Source organism: Amycolatopsis sp. NPDC049252, assembly GCF_043197175.1.
Lineage (GTDB): Bacteria > Actinomycetota > Actinomycetes > Mycobacteriales > Pseudonocardiaceae > Amycolatopsis.
Map to the genome: position 1 here is coordinate 64302 of NZ_JBICSQ010000010.1, position 14767 is coordinate 79068.

The following is a 14767-nucleotide window of genomic DNA, read 5'->3' on the forward strand; positions in this document are numbered from 1 at the left end:
CAGGGTGGCGCAGACCAGCCCGGCGGTCAGCGACTCGGCGGCCGCGACCGTCTCGCCCCGGGCCCGCAGCGCCGCGACCAGGGCCTTCTCGTCCACGCTCAGCTCCCGGTGACGCGGCGCCCGGCCGCGCGCAGGCGCACCGCCCGGACCAGGTAGTCGACGCCGGTCACGACGGTCAGCACCAGGGCCAGGCCCATCAGCGCCCAGCGCACCGGGTCGGCACCGGCCGGCAAGGGCAGCAGGTACGCGGTGATCGCGGCGATCTGGGCCATCGTCTTGGCCTTGCCGCCGCGGCTGGCCGGGATGACGCCGTGGCGGATCACCCAGAACCGCAGCAGGGTGACGCCGATCTCGCGGACGGCGATCACGATCGTGACCCACCAGCCGAGCTCGCCGAGGATGCTCAAGCCCACCAGCGCGGCGCCGGTCAGCGCCTTGTCCGCGATCGGGTCGGCGATCTTGCCGAAGTCGGTGATCAGGCCGTACTTGCGGGCCACCCAGCCGTCGAGCTGGTCGGTCGCCGACGCGACGGCGAACAGCCCGGTGGCGATGGCGCGCCAGGTCGTGTCGACGCCGTCGCCGGTGAACAGGGCCGCGATGAACAGCGGCACCAGCACCAGGCGCGAGAGCGTCAGCAGGTTCGCCAGGTTCAGGGTGGGAACCGGGGTCGGTTCGGGAACCTGCGCGGGTGCGTCGCCGGCCGGCGTGGCGTGGGCCAGGCCCTCGTCCGCGGCGTCGCTCGGGAGCGCACTCACCGGTCGGCGTCCGGTGACGCGCGGACGATCAGGTCCACCCCCGCCGAGTCGACGACCTCGCACCGGAGGAAGTCACCGACCTGCGTCTTCTCCGGCGCGTCGAGGATGATGCACTCGCCGTCGACCTCGGGGGCCTGGTGCGCGGCGCGGCCGGTGAGCTCGCCGTCGTCGTCCAGCTCGACCAGGACGTCGACGAAGGTGCCGATCCGGTCCTCGGCGCGCTGCGAGGTCAGCTCCTCGACCAGGGCCGAGATCCGGGTGACCCGGCGGCCGACCTCTTCCTCGTCGAGCTTGCCGTCGAAGCCCTCGGCCTCGGTGCCGTCCTCGTCGGAGTAGCCGAAGACGCCGACCGCGTCGAGCCGGGCGCCGGTGAGGAAGCGCTCCAGCTCGGCCAGGTCGTGCTCGGTCTCGCCGGGGAACCCGACGATCACGTTGGTGCGGATGCCGGCCTCGGGCGCGTACTCGCGGATCTGCTCGGTCAGCGCCAGGAACGAGTCGGTGGAGCCGAACCGGCGCATCCGGCGCAGCACCTGCTCGCTGGAGTGCTGGAAGGACAGGTCGAAGTACTCGGCGACCCCCGGCGTGGTCGCGATGGCCTTGACCAGCTGCGGGCGCGTCTCGGCCGGCTGCAGGTAGGAGACGCGGACCCGCTCGATGCCCTCGACCTCCGCCAGCCGCGGCAGCAGCCGCTCCAGCGCGGTGGCGCCGTCGCGGCCGAAGTCCTTGCCGTAGGACGTCGAGTTCTCGCTGACCAGGAACAGTTCCTTGACGCCGTGCTCGGCCAGCCACATCGCCTCGGCGACGATCTCGTCCGGCTGCCGCGACACGAAGGAACCGCGGAACGACGGGATCGCGCAGAACGAGCAGCGGCGGTCGCAGCCGGAGGCGATCTTCAGCGCGGCCACCGGGGAGTCGTCGAGGCGCGTGCGCAGCACCCGCGGGCCCCAGCCGTGCTGCGCGTGGCCCGGGACCTCGACGTTCTCGGCCGCGGCGGGCCGCTGGACCGGGCTGATCGGCAGCAGCTTGCGGCGGTCGCCCGGGGTGTGCGAGGCGACCTTGCGCCCGGCGACGACGTCGTCGAGGCGGTCGGAAAGCTCGGCGTAGTGGTCGAAGCCGAGGACGGCGTCCGCCTCGGGCAGGCTGTCGGCCAGCTCGTGGCCGTAGCGCTCGGCCATGCAGCCGACCGCGACGACCTTCTTGCCCGTGTCGGAGGCCGCCAGCAGCGTGTCGACGGAGTCCTTCTTGGCCGACTCGACGAAGCCGCAGGTGTTGACCACCACGACGTCGGAGTCCTCCGGATCGGCCGCCAGCTCCCAGCCGCCGGCCGCCAGCCGGCCCGCCAGCTCCTCCGAGTCGACCTCGTTGCGGGCGCAGCCCAGGGTCAGCAGGGAGACGCGTCGGGTGGCGGCAGGTTCCGTGGCAGGAGAAGGCACGACGTTCAGGGTAGCCGCCGGGCCCGGGCGGCCCGACGACGGCGTAGCCCGGTCGTGTCGCCCCGCCTCCGGGAGCGTGTGGTTGAGTTGACGATCGTGCCGTCCGACTCGCCCCGCCCGACCGTCCGCCGCGCCCGGATCGCCGACATCCGCAAGATCAAGGCCCTGGTCGACGCGGACGCGGGCCGCGTGCTGCTGGAGAAGGACCTCGTGACGCTGTATGAGGCGGTCCACGAGTTCTGGGTCGCCGAGGCGGCGGGCGAGGTCCTCGGCGCGGCCGCCCTGCACGTGCTGTGGGAGGACATCGCCGAGCTGCGCACCGTGGTCGTCGACAAGGCCGCCCGCGGCCAGGGTGTCGGGCGGCTGCTGGTCGCCCGGCTGGTCGACGAGGCGCGTGAGCTCGGTCTCAAGCGGCTGTTCGTGCTGACCTTCGAGACCGGCTTCTTCGCCGGGCACGGCTTCGTGGAGATCGACGGCACCCCGGTGTCGCACGAGGTCTACGAGGAGATGCGGCGCTCGCACGACACCGGCGTCGCCGAGTTCCTCGACCTGCCCTACGCCAAGCCGAACACCCTGGGCAATTCGCGCATGCTGCTCGAACTCTGAACCCCCGGTGTCAACCCTGATCACCTGAACGATTCACGCGCGGTACCCCTGCTTCGAGAAGAATTTTCCGAATCCCCTCTTTCGGGCGGTGACGCACGCCACCCGAGGCCCGAAGCTGATCCGGCAACCGTCCGCCTGATCGGCAAGGGAACGAGAACGATGCGCACGACACTGCGGAACCTGGGGGCCACCGTGGCGGTGGCCGTTTCTGTCGGCGGGGGCGTCCTGATGGGCGCCGGCACTGCGGCGGCCGTCGACATCCCGACGGTCACCGACCAGTACCTCTTCCACACCTCGCTGTCCGGCTTCGAGTCGACGCGGGCCCAGCAGCCCTACAACGGCCAGCTCGACTGGTCGTCCGACGGCTGCTCCTGGTCGCCGGACACCCCGTTCGGCTTCCAGTTCCTCCCGGGCTGCCACCGGCACGACTTCGGCTACCGCAACTACAAGAAGCAGGGCCGCTTCAACGAGACGACCCGCAAGACGATCGACGACAACCTCTACAACGACCTGAAGAGCGTCTGCGGCGGCAACGTGGTCTGCAAGGGCACGGCCTGGACGTACTACCAGGCCGTCCGCAAGTTCGGCGGCTGATCCCGTTCCTGGCCCGGGCCGTCGCGGTCCGGGCCAGGATGGGGTCATGGAGATCGATCACCTGCTGAGCACCACCCGTGCCGTCCGGCGGAAGCTCGACCTCGACCGCCCGGTCGAGCCGGCCGTCCTCGAGGAGTGCCTGAACCTGGCCCTGCAGGCTCCCACCCCGGGCAACGCCCAGGCGTGGCGCTGGCTCGTGGTGCGCGACCAGGACGTGAAGGAACGGCTCGGCGCGCTGTTCCGCGAGGTCGGCGAGGCCTACCTGGCGGGCCGGGAGGCCGCGGCCGGAGACGACGCCGGCGCGAGCCGGTCGCTGGCGTCCGGGCGGCACCTGATCGACGTCATCGAGCGGGTCCCGGTGTTCGTCATCCCCTGTCTCGAGGGGCGGCCCAGCGGCGAGAACGCGACGGACGCGGCGTTCTACGGCGGCATCTTCCCCGCGGTCTGGAGCTTCCAGCTGGCCCTGCGCTCCCGCGGGCTGGGCTCGACGCTCACGACGTACCACCTCTCGCGTGAAGCGGAGGCGGCGGAAATCCTCGGTGTCCCGGACGGCTTCACGCAGGTGGGGCTGCTGCCGGTGGCGTACACGACCGTCCAGGACTTCAAGCCGGCCGCGCGCGTCCCGCTGTCCGAGGTCGCCTACCTGGACCACTGGGGCACGCCGCTCAGCTGACGCGGACGGTGGCCTCCTGGCCGTCCTCGCTCACCGACACCAGCTCGACCCGGCTCGCGGCGAACGACGTCGCCTGCGGGCCGGTGCGCGGGCCGCTGTGCAGCTCGGCCGTGGTGCTCTCGCCGCGGCCGGGCTCGCTCAGCAGGAACGCGAGGGACGCCTCGCCCTGCCAGAAGCACGTCATGCTCGGGCGGCACCGGGAGTCGCTGACCACGCGGACGTAGCGCACGGTCAGGTCCTTCCCCTGCACGGCGGCCTCCTGGCCGGCGTGGAGCGTCACCTCCGCCCCGGGCGGGGTGCTGACGGTCGAGGACACGGCCTGCCCGGAGGCGGCCGAGCTCCCGGCGCCCACCACGACGACGGCGAGGGCGAACACTCCGGCTGCGATGCGCTGCAGGTCCATGTGCTCAGGACGGAACGGACCCGGCGGCGGGTTGCACTACTCGTCGTCCGGGTCCGAAGGCACCGGGTCGCCGCCGCGGATCATGAAGAGGACCGACTCCAGTTCCTCCGGCTTGATCAGCACGTCGCGGGCCTTCGAGCCCTCCGACGGGCCGACCACGCCGCGGCTTTCCAGCAGGTCCATCAAGCGGCCGGCCTTGGCGAAGCCGACCCGCAGCTTGCGCTGCAGCATCGACGTCGAGCCGAACTGGGACGTCACGATCAGCTCGGCCGCCTGGATCAGCACGTCGAGGTCGTCGCCGATGTCCGGGTCGATCTCCTTCTTCTCGCCGGCCTTCTGCGCGGTGACGCCGTCCTGGTAGTCCGGCTGCGCCTGCTCCTTGGCGTAGTTGACGACCGAGGAAATCTCCTCGTCGCCGACGAACGCGCCCTGGATGCGGACCGGCTTGCCGGCGCCCATCGGCAGGTAGAGCGCGTCGCCCATGCCGATCAGCTTCTCCGCGCCCGGCTGGTCGAGGATGACCCGCGAGTCGGTCAGCGACGACGTCGCGAACGCCAGGCGCGAGGGCACGTTGGTCTTGATCAGGCCGGTGACGACGTCGACCGACGGCCGCTGCGTGGCCAGGACCAGGTGGATACCCGCGGCACGGGCCTTCTGGGTGATCCGGACGATCGCGTCCTCGACGTCGCGCGGGGCGGTCATCATCAGGTCGGCGAGCTCGTCGACGATCGCCATGATGTACGGGTACGGCCGGTACTCGCGCTCGGACCCGGGCGGCGCGGTGATCTCGCCCGACTTGACCTTCTTGTTGTAGTCGTCGATGTGCCGGACCTTGTTGACCTGCATGTCCTGGTAGCGCTGCTCCATCTCCTCCACCAGCCAGGCCAGCGCGGCGGCGGCCTTCTTCGGCTGGGTGATGATGGGCGTGATCAGGTGCGGGATGCCCTCGTACGGCGTCAGCTCGACCATCTTCGGGTCGATCAGGATCATCCGGCACTCGTCCGGCGTCGCCCGCGCGAGCAGCGACACCAGCATCGAGTTGACGAAGCTCGACTTACCGGAACCGGTCGAACCGGCGACCAGCAGGTGGGGCATCTTCGTCAGGTTCGCGGTGACGAAGTGGCCCTCGATGTCCTTGCCGAGGCCGATCACCATCGGGTGGTTGTCCTTGACCGTGGTCGGCGCGCGCAGGACGTCACCCAGGCGGACCATCTCGCGGTCGGAGTTCGGCACCTCGATGCCGACGGCGGACTTGCCGGGGATCGGCGCCAGCAGCCGGACGTTGTCGGTGGCGACGGCGTAGGCGATGTTCTTGGTCAGCGCGGTGATCTTCTCGACCTTGACGCCCGGGCCGAGTTCGACCTCGTACCGCGTCACCGTCGGGCCGCGGGTGAAGCCGGTGACCTGCGCGTCGATGCTGAACTGCTCCAGCACGCCGGTGATCGCCTCGATCATGGCGTCGTTGGCCTTGCTGCGGGACTTCGGCGCGTCGCCGAGCTTCAGCAGGTCCGGCGGCGGCAGCTGGTAGTCGCCTTCCACCGTCCGGGTGACCGCCAACGGGGGGTCCGCAGGCTTCTTCGGCTTCTTCTCCGGTACCTCGGCGGGCGGCTTGGGCAGCGCAGCGCTGGCCTTCGGGGGCTTGATCGGCGTCGGCATTTCGGCCAGCGCGGCGTCGAGGTCCAGCTGCTCGGGGTTCGCGTCGGCCGCCTGGCGGCGCCGCGACGGCTTGCGCAGGCGCGCGGTCTTCGGGTCGGCCTCGGTGACGGCGCCTTCGTCGGTCGCGAAGCCGGCGCCCTGCTCGGCCTCGGCGATCTCCTCCTCGTCGAGGCCCCAGTTGCGCAGGCGCTGCGGGATCTCGCGCACCGGCGTGCCGGTGAACACGAGCACGCCGAACACGAGCGCGAGGATCAGCAGCGGCACCGCGACCCAGGTGGTGACGCCCATGGTGAGCAGCCCGCCGGAGAAGGCGCCGATGATGCCGCCGGCGTACATCCGGGCGTCGTTGGTGTCCGGGAGCGCGGTGAAGATGTGTAGCATCCCGAGCACGGACAGCACGACCATGATCGTGCCGACGACCATCCGCGGCCGGGTCTCCGGGTGCGGTTCGGACCGCATCAGCGCGACCGCGACCACGACCAGGACCAGCGGCAACGTGACGGCGCCGGCCCCGAGGACGGTCCGGGTGGCGATCTCGACGGCCGCGCCGATCGGGCCGGCCGCGCGCCACCAGACGCCGACCGCGGCGATGATGGCCAGGGCGATCAGGCCCAGCGCGAGGCCGTCGCGGCGGTGCTCGGGCTCCAGCTCCCGCGTGCGGCCGACGGTGCGCGCCAGCGTCCCGAGGCCCTTGGCCAGCAGGTTCCAGGTGCCGCGGACGCCCTTGCCGAACACCCCCGGCGTCTTGCGCCGCGGGGCCGGCTTGCGGGCAGCGGGCTTGCGGGCGGCCGAGGTACGTGGCTTCGCCGGAGTACGGGGCTTGCGCGCCGCTGCTCCCTTCGCGCCGCTACCCGTACTTCGCTTCCTCGTCGCCGACCCAGCCATGCTCCAACGGTAACCGCCCCGGACGTTTCGTCACATGCGCCACTCTCAGCGCATCGTGAACTTCTGCCTCACAGTCGGGGCATGAGGGGCCATCCGGGTGAAATCGGCGTCTGCCATGCTCTGCGCATGTTCGCGCTGCGCACCGACGACTCGTCCCGCCGTGCCCCGGCCATCTGGCGGACCATGCTGAACATCGACCGCGGGCTGGTGAACCTCGTCGGGCGCCTCACCGTGACCGGCCGGATCCCGGCCCAGCTGCGGGGACGGCCGCTGCTGATGACCGCGAACCACATCGGCGTGTTCGACGCGTTCGTGCTGATGGCCGCGTGCAAGCGGATCGGGATCAACCCGGTGTTCATGCTGGCCGGCGGCATCCTGGACGCCCCGGTGATCGGGCCGGCGCTGCGGGTGAGCGGGCACCTGCGGGTGGACCGGAAGGTCGCGGCGACGGCGGTCGGGCAGTTCACCGAGGCCGTCGAGGCGCTGAAGACCACGCGCGAGCCGCTCATCGTCTACCCCGAGGGCCGGATCAGCCACGACCCGGGCCTGTGGCCGGAGCGCGGCAAGACCGGCGCGGCGCGCCTGGCGCTGGCCGCGGGCGTCCCGGTGATCCCGATCAGCCAGTGGGGCGCGCACGAGGCCGTCTACTGGGGCACGGAGACCGTCAACGGCCCGGCCGACCTGGTCCCGCTGGCCCGCTCCGGCCTGAGCGCGCCGCTGCGCCGCCCGAAGTTCCGGGTGCACTTCGGCGACCCGGTGGACCTGTCGGACGTCGAGCCGTCCCGCCCCGGCGCGGGGGTGCGAGCCCACGCGAAGATCATGCAGGCGATCACGGACGGCCTGGTCCCGCTGCGCGCGGGCGAGCTGGACCGGCCCCGGTTCCACGACCCGACCCGGCCGACCGACACCGTCAGCCCCTGGAAGCCCAAGCCCTGAGGTCCGGGAGTCCGGATCCTGAGACTCGTGGCCGCCTGCCCCTAGAGTCGGGCCGGTGAGCACACGGATACTCGTCGTCTACTACAGCTCGACCGGGAACACCGCCGCCCTCGCCGAGGCGCTCGCCGCGGGGGCGGCCGAGACCGGGGCCGAGGTGCGGGTGCGGACCGTGCCGGAGACGGTGCCCGCCGAGGCCATCGCGCAGAACCGGCGCTGGCAGGCCTGGATCGACTCGGGTCCGCACCACGAGCTCGCCACGCTCGACGACCTCCGGTGGGCCGACGGCCTCGCCGTCGGCAGCCCGACCCGGTTCGGCGGGCCGGCCGCCCAGTTGAAGTCCTATTTGGACAGCACGGGTGGGTTGTGGGCGCAGGGAAAGCTGGCGGACAAGGTCGCGACGTCGTTCACCACGGCGTCGACCTCGCACGGCGGGCTGGAGTCCACGCTGCTGGCGATCAACAATGTCTTCTACCACTGGGGCGCGATCGTCGTGCCGCTCGGCTACACCGACCCGCACCTGATGGAGTCCGGCAACCCGTACGGCGGCTCGTTCGTCTCGCGCAAGTCGGCGTCACCGGACGAGCTCGCGCTCGGCGCGCTGCGGGTGCAGGGGCGGCGGCTGGCCACCATCACGACGCACGTCGCGACCGGGCTCAAGCAGGACCGGGAGTAACCCGGAAAACCGCTTTGGTGGTGTCCGGGCGGCCCTTAAAGTCGCGACGGTGACCACCGAACTGCCCGTCGTCGCGCCACCCCGGGTCGCCTCGCGCGCCCGCGGGACCACGCTCGTCCTGCTCGCCGCCCTGTTCTTCAGCACGTCGGGCACGCTGGGCAAGTCCGCGATGTCCGCCGGGATCACCCCGGAGCAGGTGGCCGCGGCGCGGATCACGCTGGCCGGGCTCGTGCTGCTCGCCGGCGTGGCGCTGTTCGCGCCGCGGAAGCTGAAGGTGCGCCGCGAGCACCTCCCGGTGCTGCTCGGGTACGGCCTGCTCGGCGTGGCCGGCGTGCAGCTGCTGTACTTCGTCGCCGCGGGCCGGATCCCGGTCGGCATCGCCATCCTGCTGGAGTTCGTCTCGCCGGTGCTCATCGCGCTCTGGGTGCGGTTCGTGCGGCGCCACCGGCTGCCGCGGCCGGTGTGGGGCGGCATCGCGCTGGCGATGGCCGGCCTGTCGCTGGTCGCCCAGGTCTGGCAGGGCGTCACGCTGGACGGCGTCGGGCTGCTGGCCGGCTTCGGCGCGGCCCTCTGCTCGGCCGGCTACTTCCTGCTCGGTGAACGCGCCGTCGCCGACATCGACCCGCTGGGCCTGGTCACCTGGGGCATGGTGCTCGGTGCGGTCGCGATCTGCGTCGTCGCGCCGCCGTGGACGTGGCCGATGCGCCTGCTCGACGCCGGCGTCGAGTTCGGCGCCTGGCACCCGCCCGTCTGGCTGCTGATGGTCCTGCTGGTCCTGGTGGCGACGGTGCTCGCCTACGCCTGCGGCATCTCGTCGCTGCGGCACCTGCCCGCGTCGGTGGCGAGCGTGCTCGGGCTGGTCGAACCGGTGATCACGACGGTCGCCGCGTGGCTGCTGATCGGCGAGGAGCTCGCGTGGCCGCAGCTGCTCGGCTCGGCGATCCTGCTGGTCGGCGCCTACATCGTGCAGCGCCACTCGCCGATCCTCACCGCCTGACTCCACGCACAATGCGCTCTTTTCCCGTGGGTCTGCCGAAACTCGGCGTGCTGTCCCGCTCGGTGAGCTCGAACGCCCGGCGTGCACTGCCGGAAAGGTTCGGCACAGATCCGCTGACCGAACCGACGGGCTTGTCCTCGAAGGAGAGCGTCCCCTTCAGGCTCAACGTGAGTTCGGCGTCGTCGTCGGACCGGCCTGCGATGTCGGTGAGCGATCGCACCTTCCCGAACTCGACCAGCACGGTGTGCTCCGGATATCGGCCGGACGCCATACCCGCCTCGTAGAGCACGTTCGGCCGAGCTTGTCCGGTCGCGGCAGGTCCGGATCGCCGTCGTCATCCGCGTGCTCGTGCCCGCGCAACCGTGAATGTCTGCGACGTACGGCGATCACCGAACGTCAGCCGCCGGCGATCCGGCTCAACGCGCCGAAGAACACTTCGGTGATCTTGGCCGGGTCCGCGGCCACGAAGGCGCTTCCGCCCGTGGCCTTGGTCAGGTCGTCCAGCTCCGCCTTGTCCGCGTCCGGGCCGACGCCCACCCCGATCAGCCGGATCGGGCGTCTCGGGTCCTGCAGTTTGGCCAGCTCCGTCAGCAGGTCCGCGCGGCTGATGCCCTTCGGGTCCTCGTTGCGGCCGTCCGTCACGACGATCACCAGGTTCAGCCGGCCGGGCTCCCACTCGCGCCGCGCCGTGCGGTACGTCTCCAGCACGCTGTCGTAGAGCCCCGTTCCGCCGTCGGCGGTGGCCTTGAGCTGGTTCAGCTTGTCGAGCGCGCCGCTGGCCAGGTGCTGCGCGACCGGCGCCATCGGGAGGATCTCGCGGTAGTCCTTGTCACCGTCCAGGCGGGTCGAGAACTCCAGCATCCGCAGCTGCGTCGTCGGCTTGAACAGGTGCAGCGCCTTGGCCGTGGCCTCGGTGGTCAGCTGCATCCGGTTCAGCCCGGTCCCCGGCACCTGCGCGTTCATCGAACCCGAGACGTCCAGCAGCACCTGGACCCGCGCGCTCAGGTTGATCCCCGCCCACTGGCTGAGCAGCTGGTCGACGTCGGCGGCGTCCGGCAGGCCGACCGTCCAGAAGCCCGGGGGCGACACCCGCGGGTCGCCGGTGTGCTCGCGCAGCGCCTGGCCGCCCGCGGCCCGCAGGCCGGTCTTCGTGATGGCGTCGCCGCCCGAGCCGTTGAGCATCGCGTCGCGCAGCTTGTCGACGATCCGCTGCTGCGGCGGCGTGATCCCGCCCAGCTCGGCGAACGGGTAGTCCAAAGTGGGCACGGCGGTCGAGTAGACGGCGACCAGCGGCGACGTCGCGTCCTCGATGTTGTGGCGCAGCAACGAGTTCTCCGACGCCGGGAACGCCGTCACCGAACCCGCTCCGGTGCCCTCGCTCGATTCCGGCAGCCGCGCGATGAGGTCGGTGTCCCCGCCGAGCGTGTTCGCCGAGAACCGCCGCAGCTGCGCGACGAACGCCGCCGCGGCGTCGGGGCCCGGCCGCACCGAGGCGCGGATCCCGAGCAGGGCGGTCGCGCCGACCGCGTCGCGGGCCGGGTCGGGCATGCCGGTGACGATCCCCGCCGCGTCCGGTGCGAGGACGTCCGCCCAGGTCAAGGTGCGCGACGGCCAGCCGAGGCCCTTCGCCGCGGCCTCCGCGACGGCCAGGACCACCGGCGAGCTGGCCACCGACGCGCCCGTCTCGGGGACGTCGGCGGCGCCGAGCTGGTGGGCGCGGCGCAGCGCGAGGGTGGAGTCGGGCACCCAGACCTGCGGCCGCGGGCTGCCGTCGGACATCGCGAGCCCCTCGGCGGCCAGCGTCGCCTCACGGGTCTGGACCTCGACGGAACCGCAGCCGAGGTCGAGACCGCGCGCGACCAGCGACAGCGCGGGCGCGACGTCCGGGGACGCCGTGACGAGGACCTTCGCCGGGTTCTCACAAGTAGGACGGGACCGCACCACCGAGACGGTGACCCAGGCCGCGGCCCCGAGCACGACCACGAGACCGGTCGCCAGGGCGGGCACGAGCAGCCGGCGTCGTCGCCCGTCCGGCGAATGACGTCCCATCGGCGCGGCCTCTCTTCCCGAGGCGGGTGTGCTCCAAGGCTAGACCGCGGTCCAGTGGCGGCACGTGGTCCGGACGGCGTAAGTACCGCTGCATCCCGGGGAAACCTCATCCCCGGGTCGGAGGCGATTCGTCCTCCGGCGGGATGTTCCGGGCCCCTCCTCGCGGAACACTGGGTGCCGTCGAAGGGGGTTCGCATGAAGCCGACACGCACCGAACAGCGCCGGGCCCGGTGGGACCTGGCCCGGCAGACGGCCACGGTGGCCGTGGCCCTGCTGCTCGCCAAAGCCGGGCGCTGAAACGCCGTGAGGGGCACCTTCAGGACGTCAGATCCCTGAAGGCGCCCCTCACGGCGTAGCGGTCTAGACCGGGATGACCGTCGGGACGATCATCGGACGGCGGCGGTAGGTGTCGGCGACCCAGCGGCCGACCACCCGGCGGACCGCCTGGGCGATGCGGTGGGTGTCGGTGATGCCTTCGGCCTCCGTGCGCGCCAGCTCCATCTCCACCAGCGGCACGACGGCGTCGAGCGCCTTCGGGTCGTCGGAGAAGCCGCGGCCGGACACCGTCGGGGCGCTGACCGGGCGGCCGGTGGCGGACTCGATCGCGACGCTGATCGAGATGAACCCGCCCTCGCCCAGCACCAGCCGGTCGGACAGGGTCGACTCGCCGACGTCGCCGACCGAGAGGCCGTCGACGTAGACGTGCCCGACCTCGACGCGGCCGGTGCGGGTGGCCTTGCCGTCGACCAGGTCGACGACCACGCCGTCTTCGGCGATCACCACGTTGTCCGCCGCGACGCCGGTGCGGATCGCCAGCTCGGCATTGGCCTTCAGGTGCTTCCACTCGCCGTGGACCGGCATGACGTTGCTCGGGCGGACGGCGTTGTACAGGTAGAGCAGCTCCCCCGCCGACGCGTGGCCGGACACGTGCACCTTGGCGTTGCCCTGGTGCACGACGTTCGCGCCGAGCCGGGTCAGGCCGTTGACCACGCCGAACACCGCGGTCTCGTTGCCCGGGATCATCGAGCTGGCCAGCACGACGGTGTCGCCCGCGCGGATCGAGATCTGCCGGTGCTCGCCGCGCGCCATCCGCGACAGTGCCGAGAGCGGCTCGCCCTGCGAACCCGTGGAGACGAACAGGACCTTGCTCTCCGGGAGGTTGCTCGCCTGGTCGAGGTCGACCAGCAGGCCGTCCGGCACGTTGAGCAGGCCCAGCTCGGCGGCGATGCCCATGTTGCGGACCATCGACCGGCCGACGAACGCGATCCGGCGGCCGTGCCGGTGCGCGGCGTCGAGCACCTGCTGGACGCGGTGCACGTGGCTGGCGAAGCAGGCCACGATCACGCGCTGGTCCACGCGGCGGATGACGTCGTCGAGCACCGGGCCGATGTCGCGCTCGGGCATCACGAACCCGGGGACCTCGGCGTTGGTCGAGTCGACGCAGAACAGGTCGACACCCTCGTCGCCGAGCCGGGAGAAGCCGGCCAGGTCGGTGAGGCGCCCGTCGAGCGGGAGCTGGTCGAGCTTGATGTCGCCGGTGTGCAGGACGACGCCTGCCGGGGTGCGGATGGCGACGGCCAGCGCGTCCGGGATCGAGTGGTTCACCGCGAAGAACTCGAGGTTGAACACGCCGACGTCGCGGCGCTCCCCCTCGCGGACCTCGATCAGCTTCGGCCGCTGCCGGTGCTCCTTGGCCTTCGCCGCGAGCAGCGCGTTGGTGAACCTCGAGCCGTAGATCGGCAGGTCCGGCCGCAGGCGCAGGAGGAACGGGACGGCACCGATGTGGTCCTCGTGCCCGTGGGTGAGCACCAGTCCGTCGATGTCCTCGAGACGGTCCTCGATCGCGCGGAAGTCGGGCAGGATCAGGTCGACGCCGGGCTGGTCGTCCTCGGGGAAGAGCACCCCGCAGTCGACGATGAGCAGCCGGCCGGCGAACTCGAAGACGGTCATGTTGCGCCCGACCTCGCCGATGCCGCCGAGCGCGACCACGCGCAGGGCTCCGTCGGGAAGCGCGGGAGGGGCGTTGGTGGGGCCTGGACCTGGGGGTAGTGAGCTCACCGAGGCAGGGTCCCAACGCTGGTGTGCGAGGTCGGCGCCACGTAGGCGGCCCTCGAGTCTGCATGTGCCACCCGCTCACCATGCCAGTCCTGAGCCGCCGTGTCGCCCAGCGGCACGCCGCCCTGGGCCAGATCGGCGGCGATCAGGGCCGTCTGCTCGGTGGTCGGGGCCACGATCGGGAGGCGCGGGTCGCCGATGTCGAAGCCGCGCAGGCGCAGGGCCGCCTTGCTGAACGCGACCCCGCCGACCCGCGACATCGCCCGCAGCACCGGCAGCATGCCGCGGTGGTTGGTGCGCGCGGTGGACGTGTCGCCGTTCTCGTAGGCGTCGATCATCGCGCGGATCCGGCCCGCGACGACGTGACCGATCACACTCACCACGCCGACGCCGCCGACCGACAGCCAGGGCAGGTTCAGGCCGTCGTCACCCGAGTAGTACGCGAGGTGGGTGTTGGCGATGACCTCGGAGCCGGCGATCAGGTCGCCCTTGGCGTCCTTGACCGCGACGATCCGCGGGTGCTCGGCCAGCCGCAGCAGCGTGTCGACCTCGATCGGGACGATCGAGCGCGGCGGGATGTCGTAGAGCAGCACCGGCAGGCCGGTGCTGTCGGCGACGGTGGTGAAGTGCGCGTACAGCCCGGCCTGGCTGGGACGCGAGTAGTACGGGGTGACGACCAGCAGGCCGTGCGCGCCGGCCGCTTCGGCCTGCTTCGCCTGCTCGATGCTGTGCGCCGTGTTGTTGGTGCCCGCGCCGGCCACGATCGTCGCGCGGTCGCCGACGGCCTCGACCACGGCGCGGATCAGCTCCTGCTTCTCCGTGTCGGTCGTGGTGGGGCTCTCGCCGGTGGTGCCGTTGACGACCAGGCCGTCGTTCCCCAGGTCCACGAGGTGCTCGGCCAGCTCCTGCGCCCGCTTCAGGTCCAAGGCGCCGTCGGCGTCGAAGGGGGTGGCCATCGCGGTGAGCACGCGCCCGAACGGCCGTCCGGGCGCTGCGGCAGGTGGGTTGGACATGCCCAGACGGTACCCCGTCCCTCTGTCGAAAACCGCGCC

At 71.9% G+C, this 14767-nt stretch carries 14 protein-coding genes and 1 pseudogene; 6 read left to right on the forward strand and 9 right to left on the reverse strand.

From position 1 onward, the window contains the following. From ACGFMK_RS15190 to rimO, 3 genes are all read right to left on the reverse strand, one after another. On the reverse strand, nucleotides 1–96 hold a 96-nt coding region (locus ACGFMK_RS15190; protein WP_392762848.1), incomplete at its 3' end, for a CinA family protein. Between the two features lie 2 nt (nucleotides 97–98). Next, a complete protein-coding gene (gene pgsA / locus ACGFMK_RS15195; protein WP_323331431.1) occupies nucleotides 99–755 on the reverse strand; it encodes a CDP-diacylglycerol--glycerol-3-phosphate 3-phosphatidyltransferase in 657 nt (218 codons plus the stop codon). Further along, on the reverse strand, nucleotides 752–2188 hold the full coding sequence (gene rimO, locus ACGFMK_RS15200; RefSeq protein ID WP_392762541.1) for a 30S ribosomal protein S12 methylthiotransferase RimO: 1437 nt from the start codon (nucleotides 2186–2188) through the stop codon (nucleotides 752–754). Before rimO ends, pgsA begins: the two co-directional genes overlap by 4 nt. 87 nt (nucleotides 2189–2275) lie before the next feature. Here rimO and ACGFMK_RS15205 point away from each other — a divergent pair, with 87 nt between their 5' ends. From ACGFMK_RS15205 to ACGFMK_RS15215, 3 genes are all read left to right on the forward strand, one after another. Then, nucleotides 2276–2794, forward strand: coding sequence for an amino-acid N-acetyltransferase (locus tag ACGFMK_RS15205; protein WP_392762851.1), 519 nt, complete (start codon nucleotides 2276–2278; stop codon nucleotides 2792–2794). Between the two features lie 159 nt (nucleotides 2795–2953). Next, on the forward strand, nucleotides 2954–3388 hold the full coding sequence (locus ACGFMK_RS15210) for a phospholipase (RefSeq protein ID WP_392762543.1): 435 nt from the start codon (nucleotides 2954–2956) through the stop codon (nucleotides 3386–3388). A gap of 46 nt (nucleotides 3389–3434) precedes the next feature. Further along, the gene (locus ACGFMK_RS15215) at nucleotides 3435–4061 is read left to right on the forward strand and encodes a nitroreductase family protein (RefSeq protein ID WP_392762546.1); all 627 of its coding nucleotides are present in this window, start codon (nucleotides 3435–3437) and stop codon (nucleotides 4059–4061) included. Here ACGFMK_RS15215 and ACGFMK_RS15220 read toward each other — a convergent pair. After that, nucleotides 4054–4464, reverse strand: coding sequence for a hypothetical protein (locus ACGFMK_RS15220; RefSeq protein ID WP_392762549.1), 411 nt, complete (start codon nucleotides 4462–4464; stop codon nucleotides 4054–4056). The genes ACGFMK_RS15215 and ACGFMK_RS15220 overlap by 8 nt on opposite strands. Before the next feature lie 36 nt (nucleotides 4465–4500). Continuing rightward, nucleotides 4501–7005 (reverse strand): DNA translocase FtsK, encoded by a 2505-nt coding sequence (locus tag ACGFMK_RS15225; RefSeq protein ID WP_392762551.1) that lies wholly within the window; start codon nucleotides 7003–7005, stop codon nucleotides 4501–4503. A 126-nt stretch (nucleotides 7006–7131) separates the two neighbouring features. Here ACGFMK_RS15225 and ACGFMK_RS15230 point away from each other — a divergent pair, with 126 nt between their 5' ends. From ACGFMK_RS15230 to ACGFMK_RS15240, 3 genes are read left to right on the forward strand one after another with little or no spacing between them, the layout of a single operon-like run. Beyond that, complete coding sequence (locus ACGFMK_RS15230; RefSeq protein ID WP_392762854.1) at nucleotides 7132–7941, forward strand: lysophospholipid acyltransferase family protein; 810 nt, start codon at nucleotides 7132–7134, stop codon at nucleotides 7939–7941. Nucleotides 7942–7996: 55 nt separating this feature from the next. Then, complete coding sequence (wrbA, locus tag ACGFMK_RS15235; protein WP_392762553.1) at nucleotides 7997–8614, forward strand: NAD(P)H:quinone oxidoreductase; 618 nt, start codon at nucleotides 7997–7999, stop codon at nucleotides 8612–8614. A gap of 49 nt (nucleotides 8615–8663) precedes the next feature. After that, entirely contained in the window at nucleotides 8664–9611 is a 948-nt protein-coding gene (locus ACGFMK_RS15240; protein WP_392762556.1) for a DMT family transporter, read from the forward strand. On the opposite strand, the pseudogene ACGFMK_RS15245 reads toward ACGFMK_RS15240, so the two are convergent. The 4 genes and pseudogenes from ACGFMK_RS15245 to dapA form a co-directional block, all read right to left on the reverse strand. Beyond that, nucleotides 9601–9912 (reverse strand): annotated as a pseudogene (locus ACGFMK_RS15245) (TIR domain-containing protein); the annotation flags it as partial. The gene ACGFMK_RS15240 and the pseudogene ACGFMK_RS15245 overlap by 11 nt on opposite strands. Nucleotides 9913–10007: 95 nt before the next feature. Next, complete coding sequence (locus tag ACGFMK_RS15250; RefSeq protein ID WP_392762559.1) at nucleotides 10008–11660, reverse strand: VWA domain-containing protein; 1653 nt, start codon at nucleotides 11658–11660, stop codon at nucleotides 10008–10010. Between the two features lie 360 nt (nucleotides 11661–12020). Continuing rightward, nucleotides 12021–13718: a ribonuclease J gene (locus ACGFMK_RS15255; RefSeq protein WP_392762562.1), complete on the reverse strand. Its 1698-nt coding sequence runs from the start codon at nucleotides 13716–13718 to the stop codon at nucleotides 12021–12023. Next, complete coding sequence (gene dapA / locus ACGFMK_RS15260) at nucleotides 13715–14728, reverse strand: 4-hydroxy-tetrahydrodipicolinate synthase (RefSeq protein WP_392762564.1); 1014 nt, start codon at nucleotides 14726–14728, stop codon at nucleotides 13715–13717. Before dapA ends, ACGFMK_RS15255 begins: the two co-directional genes overlap by 4 nt. Nucleotides 14729–14767 lie beyond the last annotated feature (39 nt).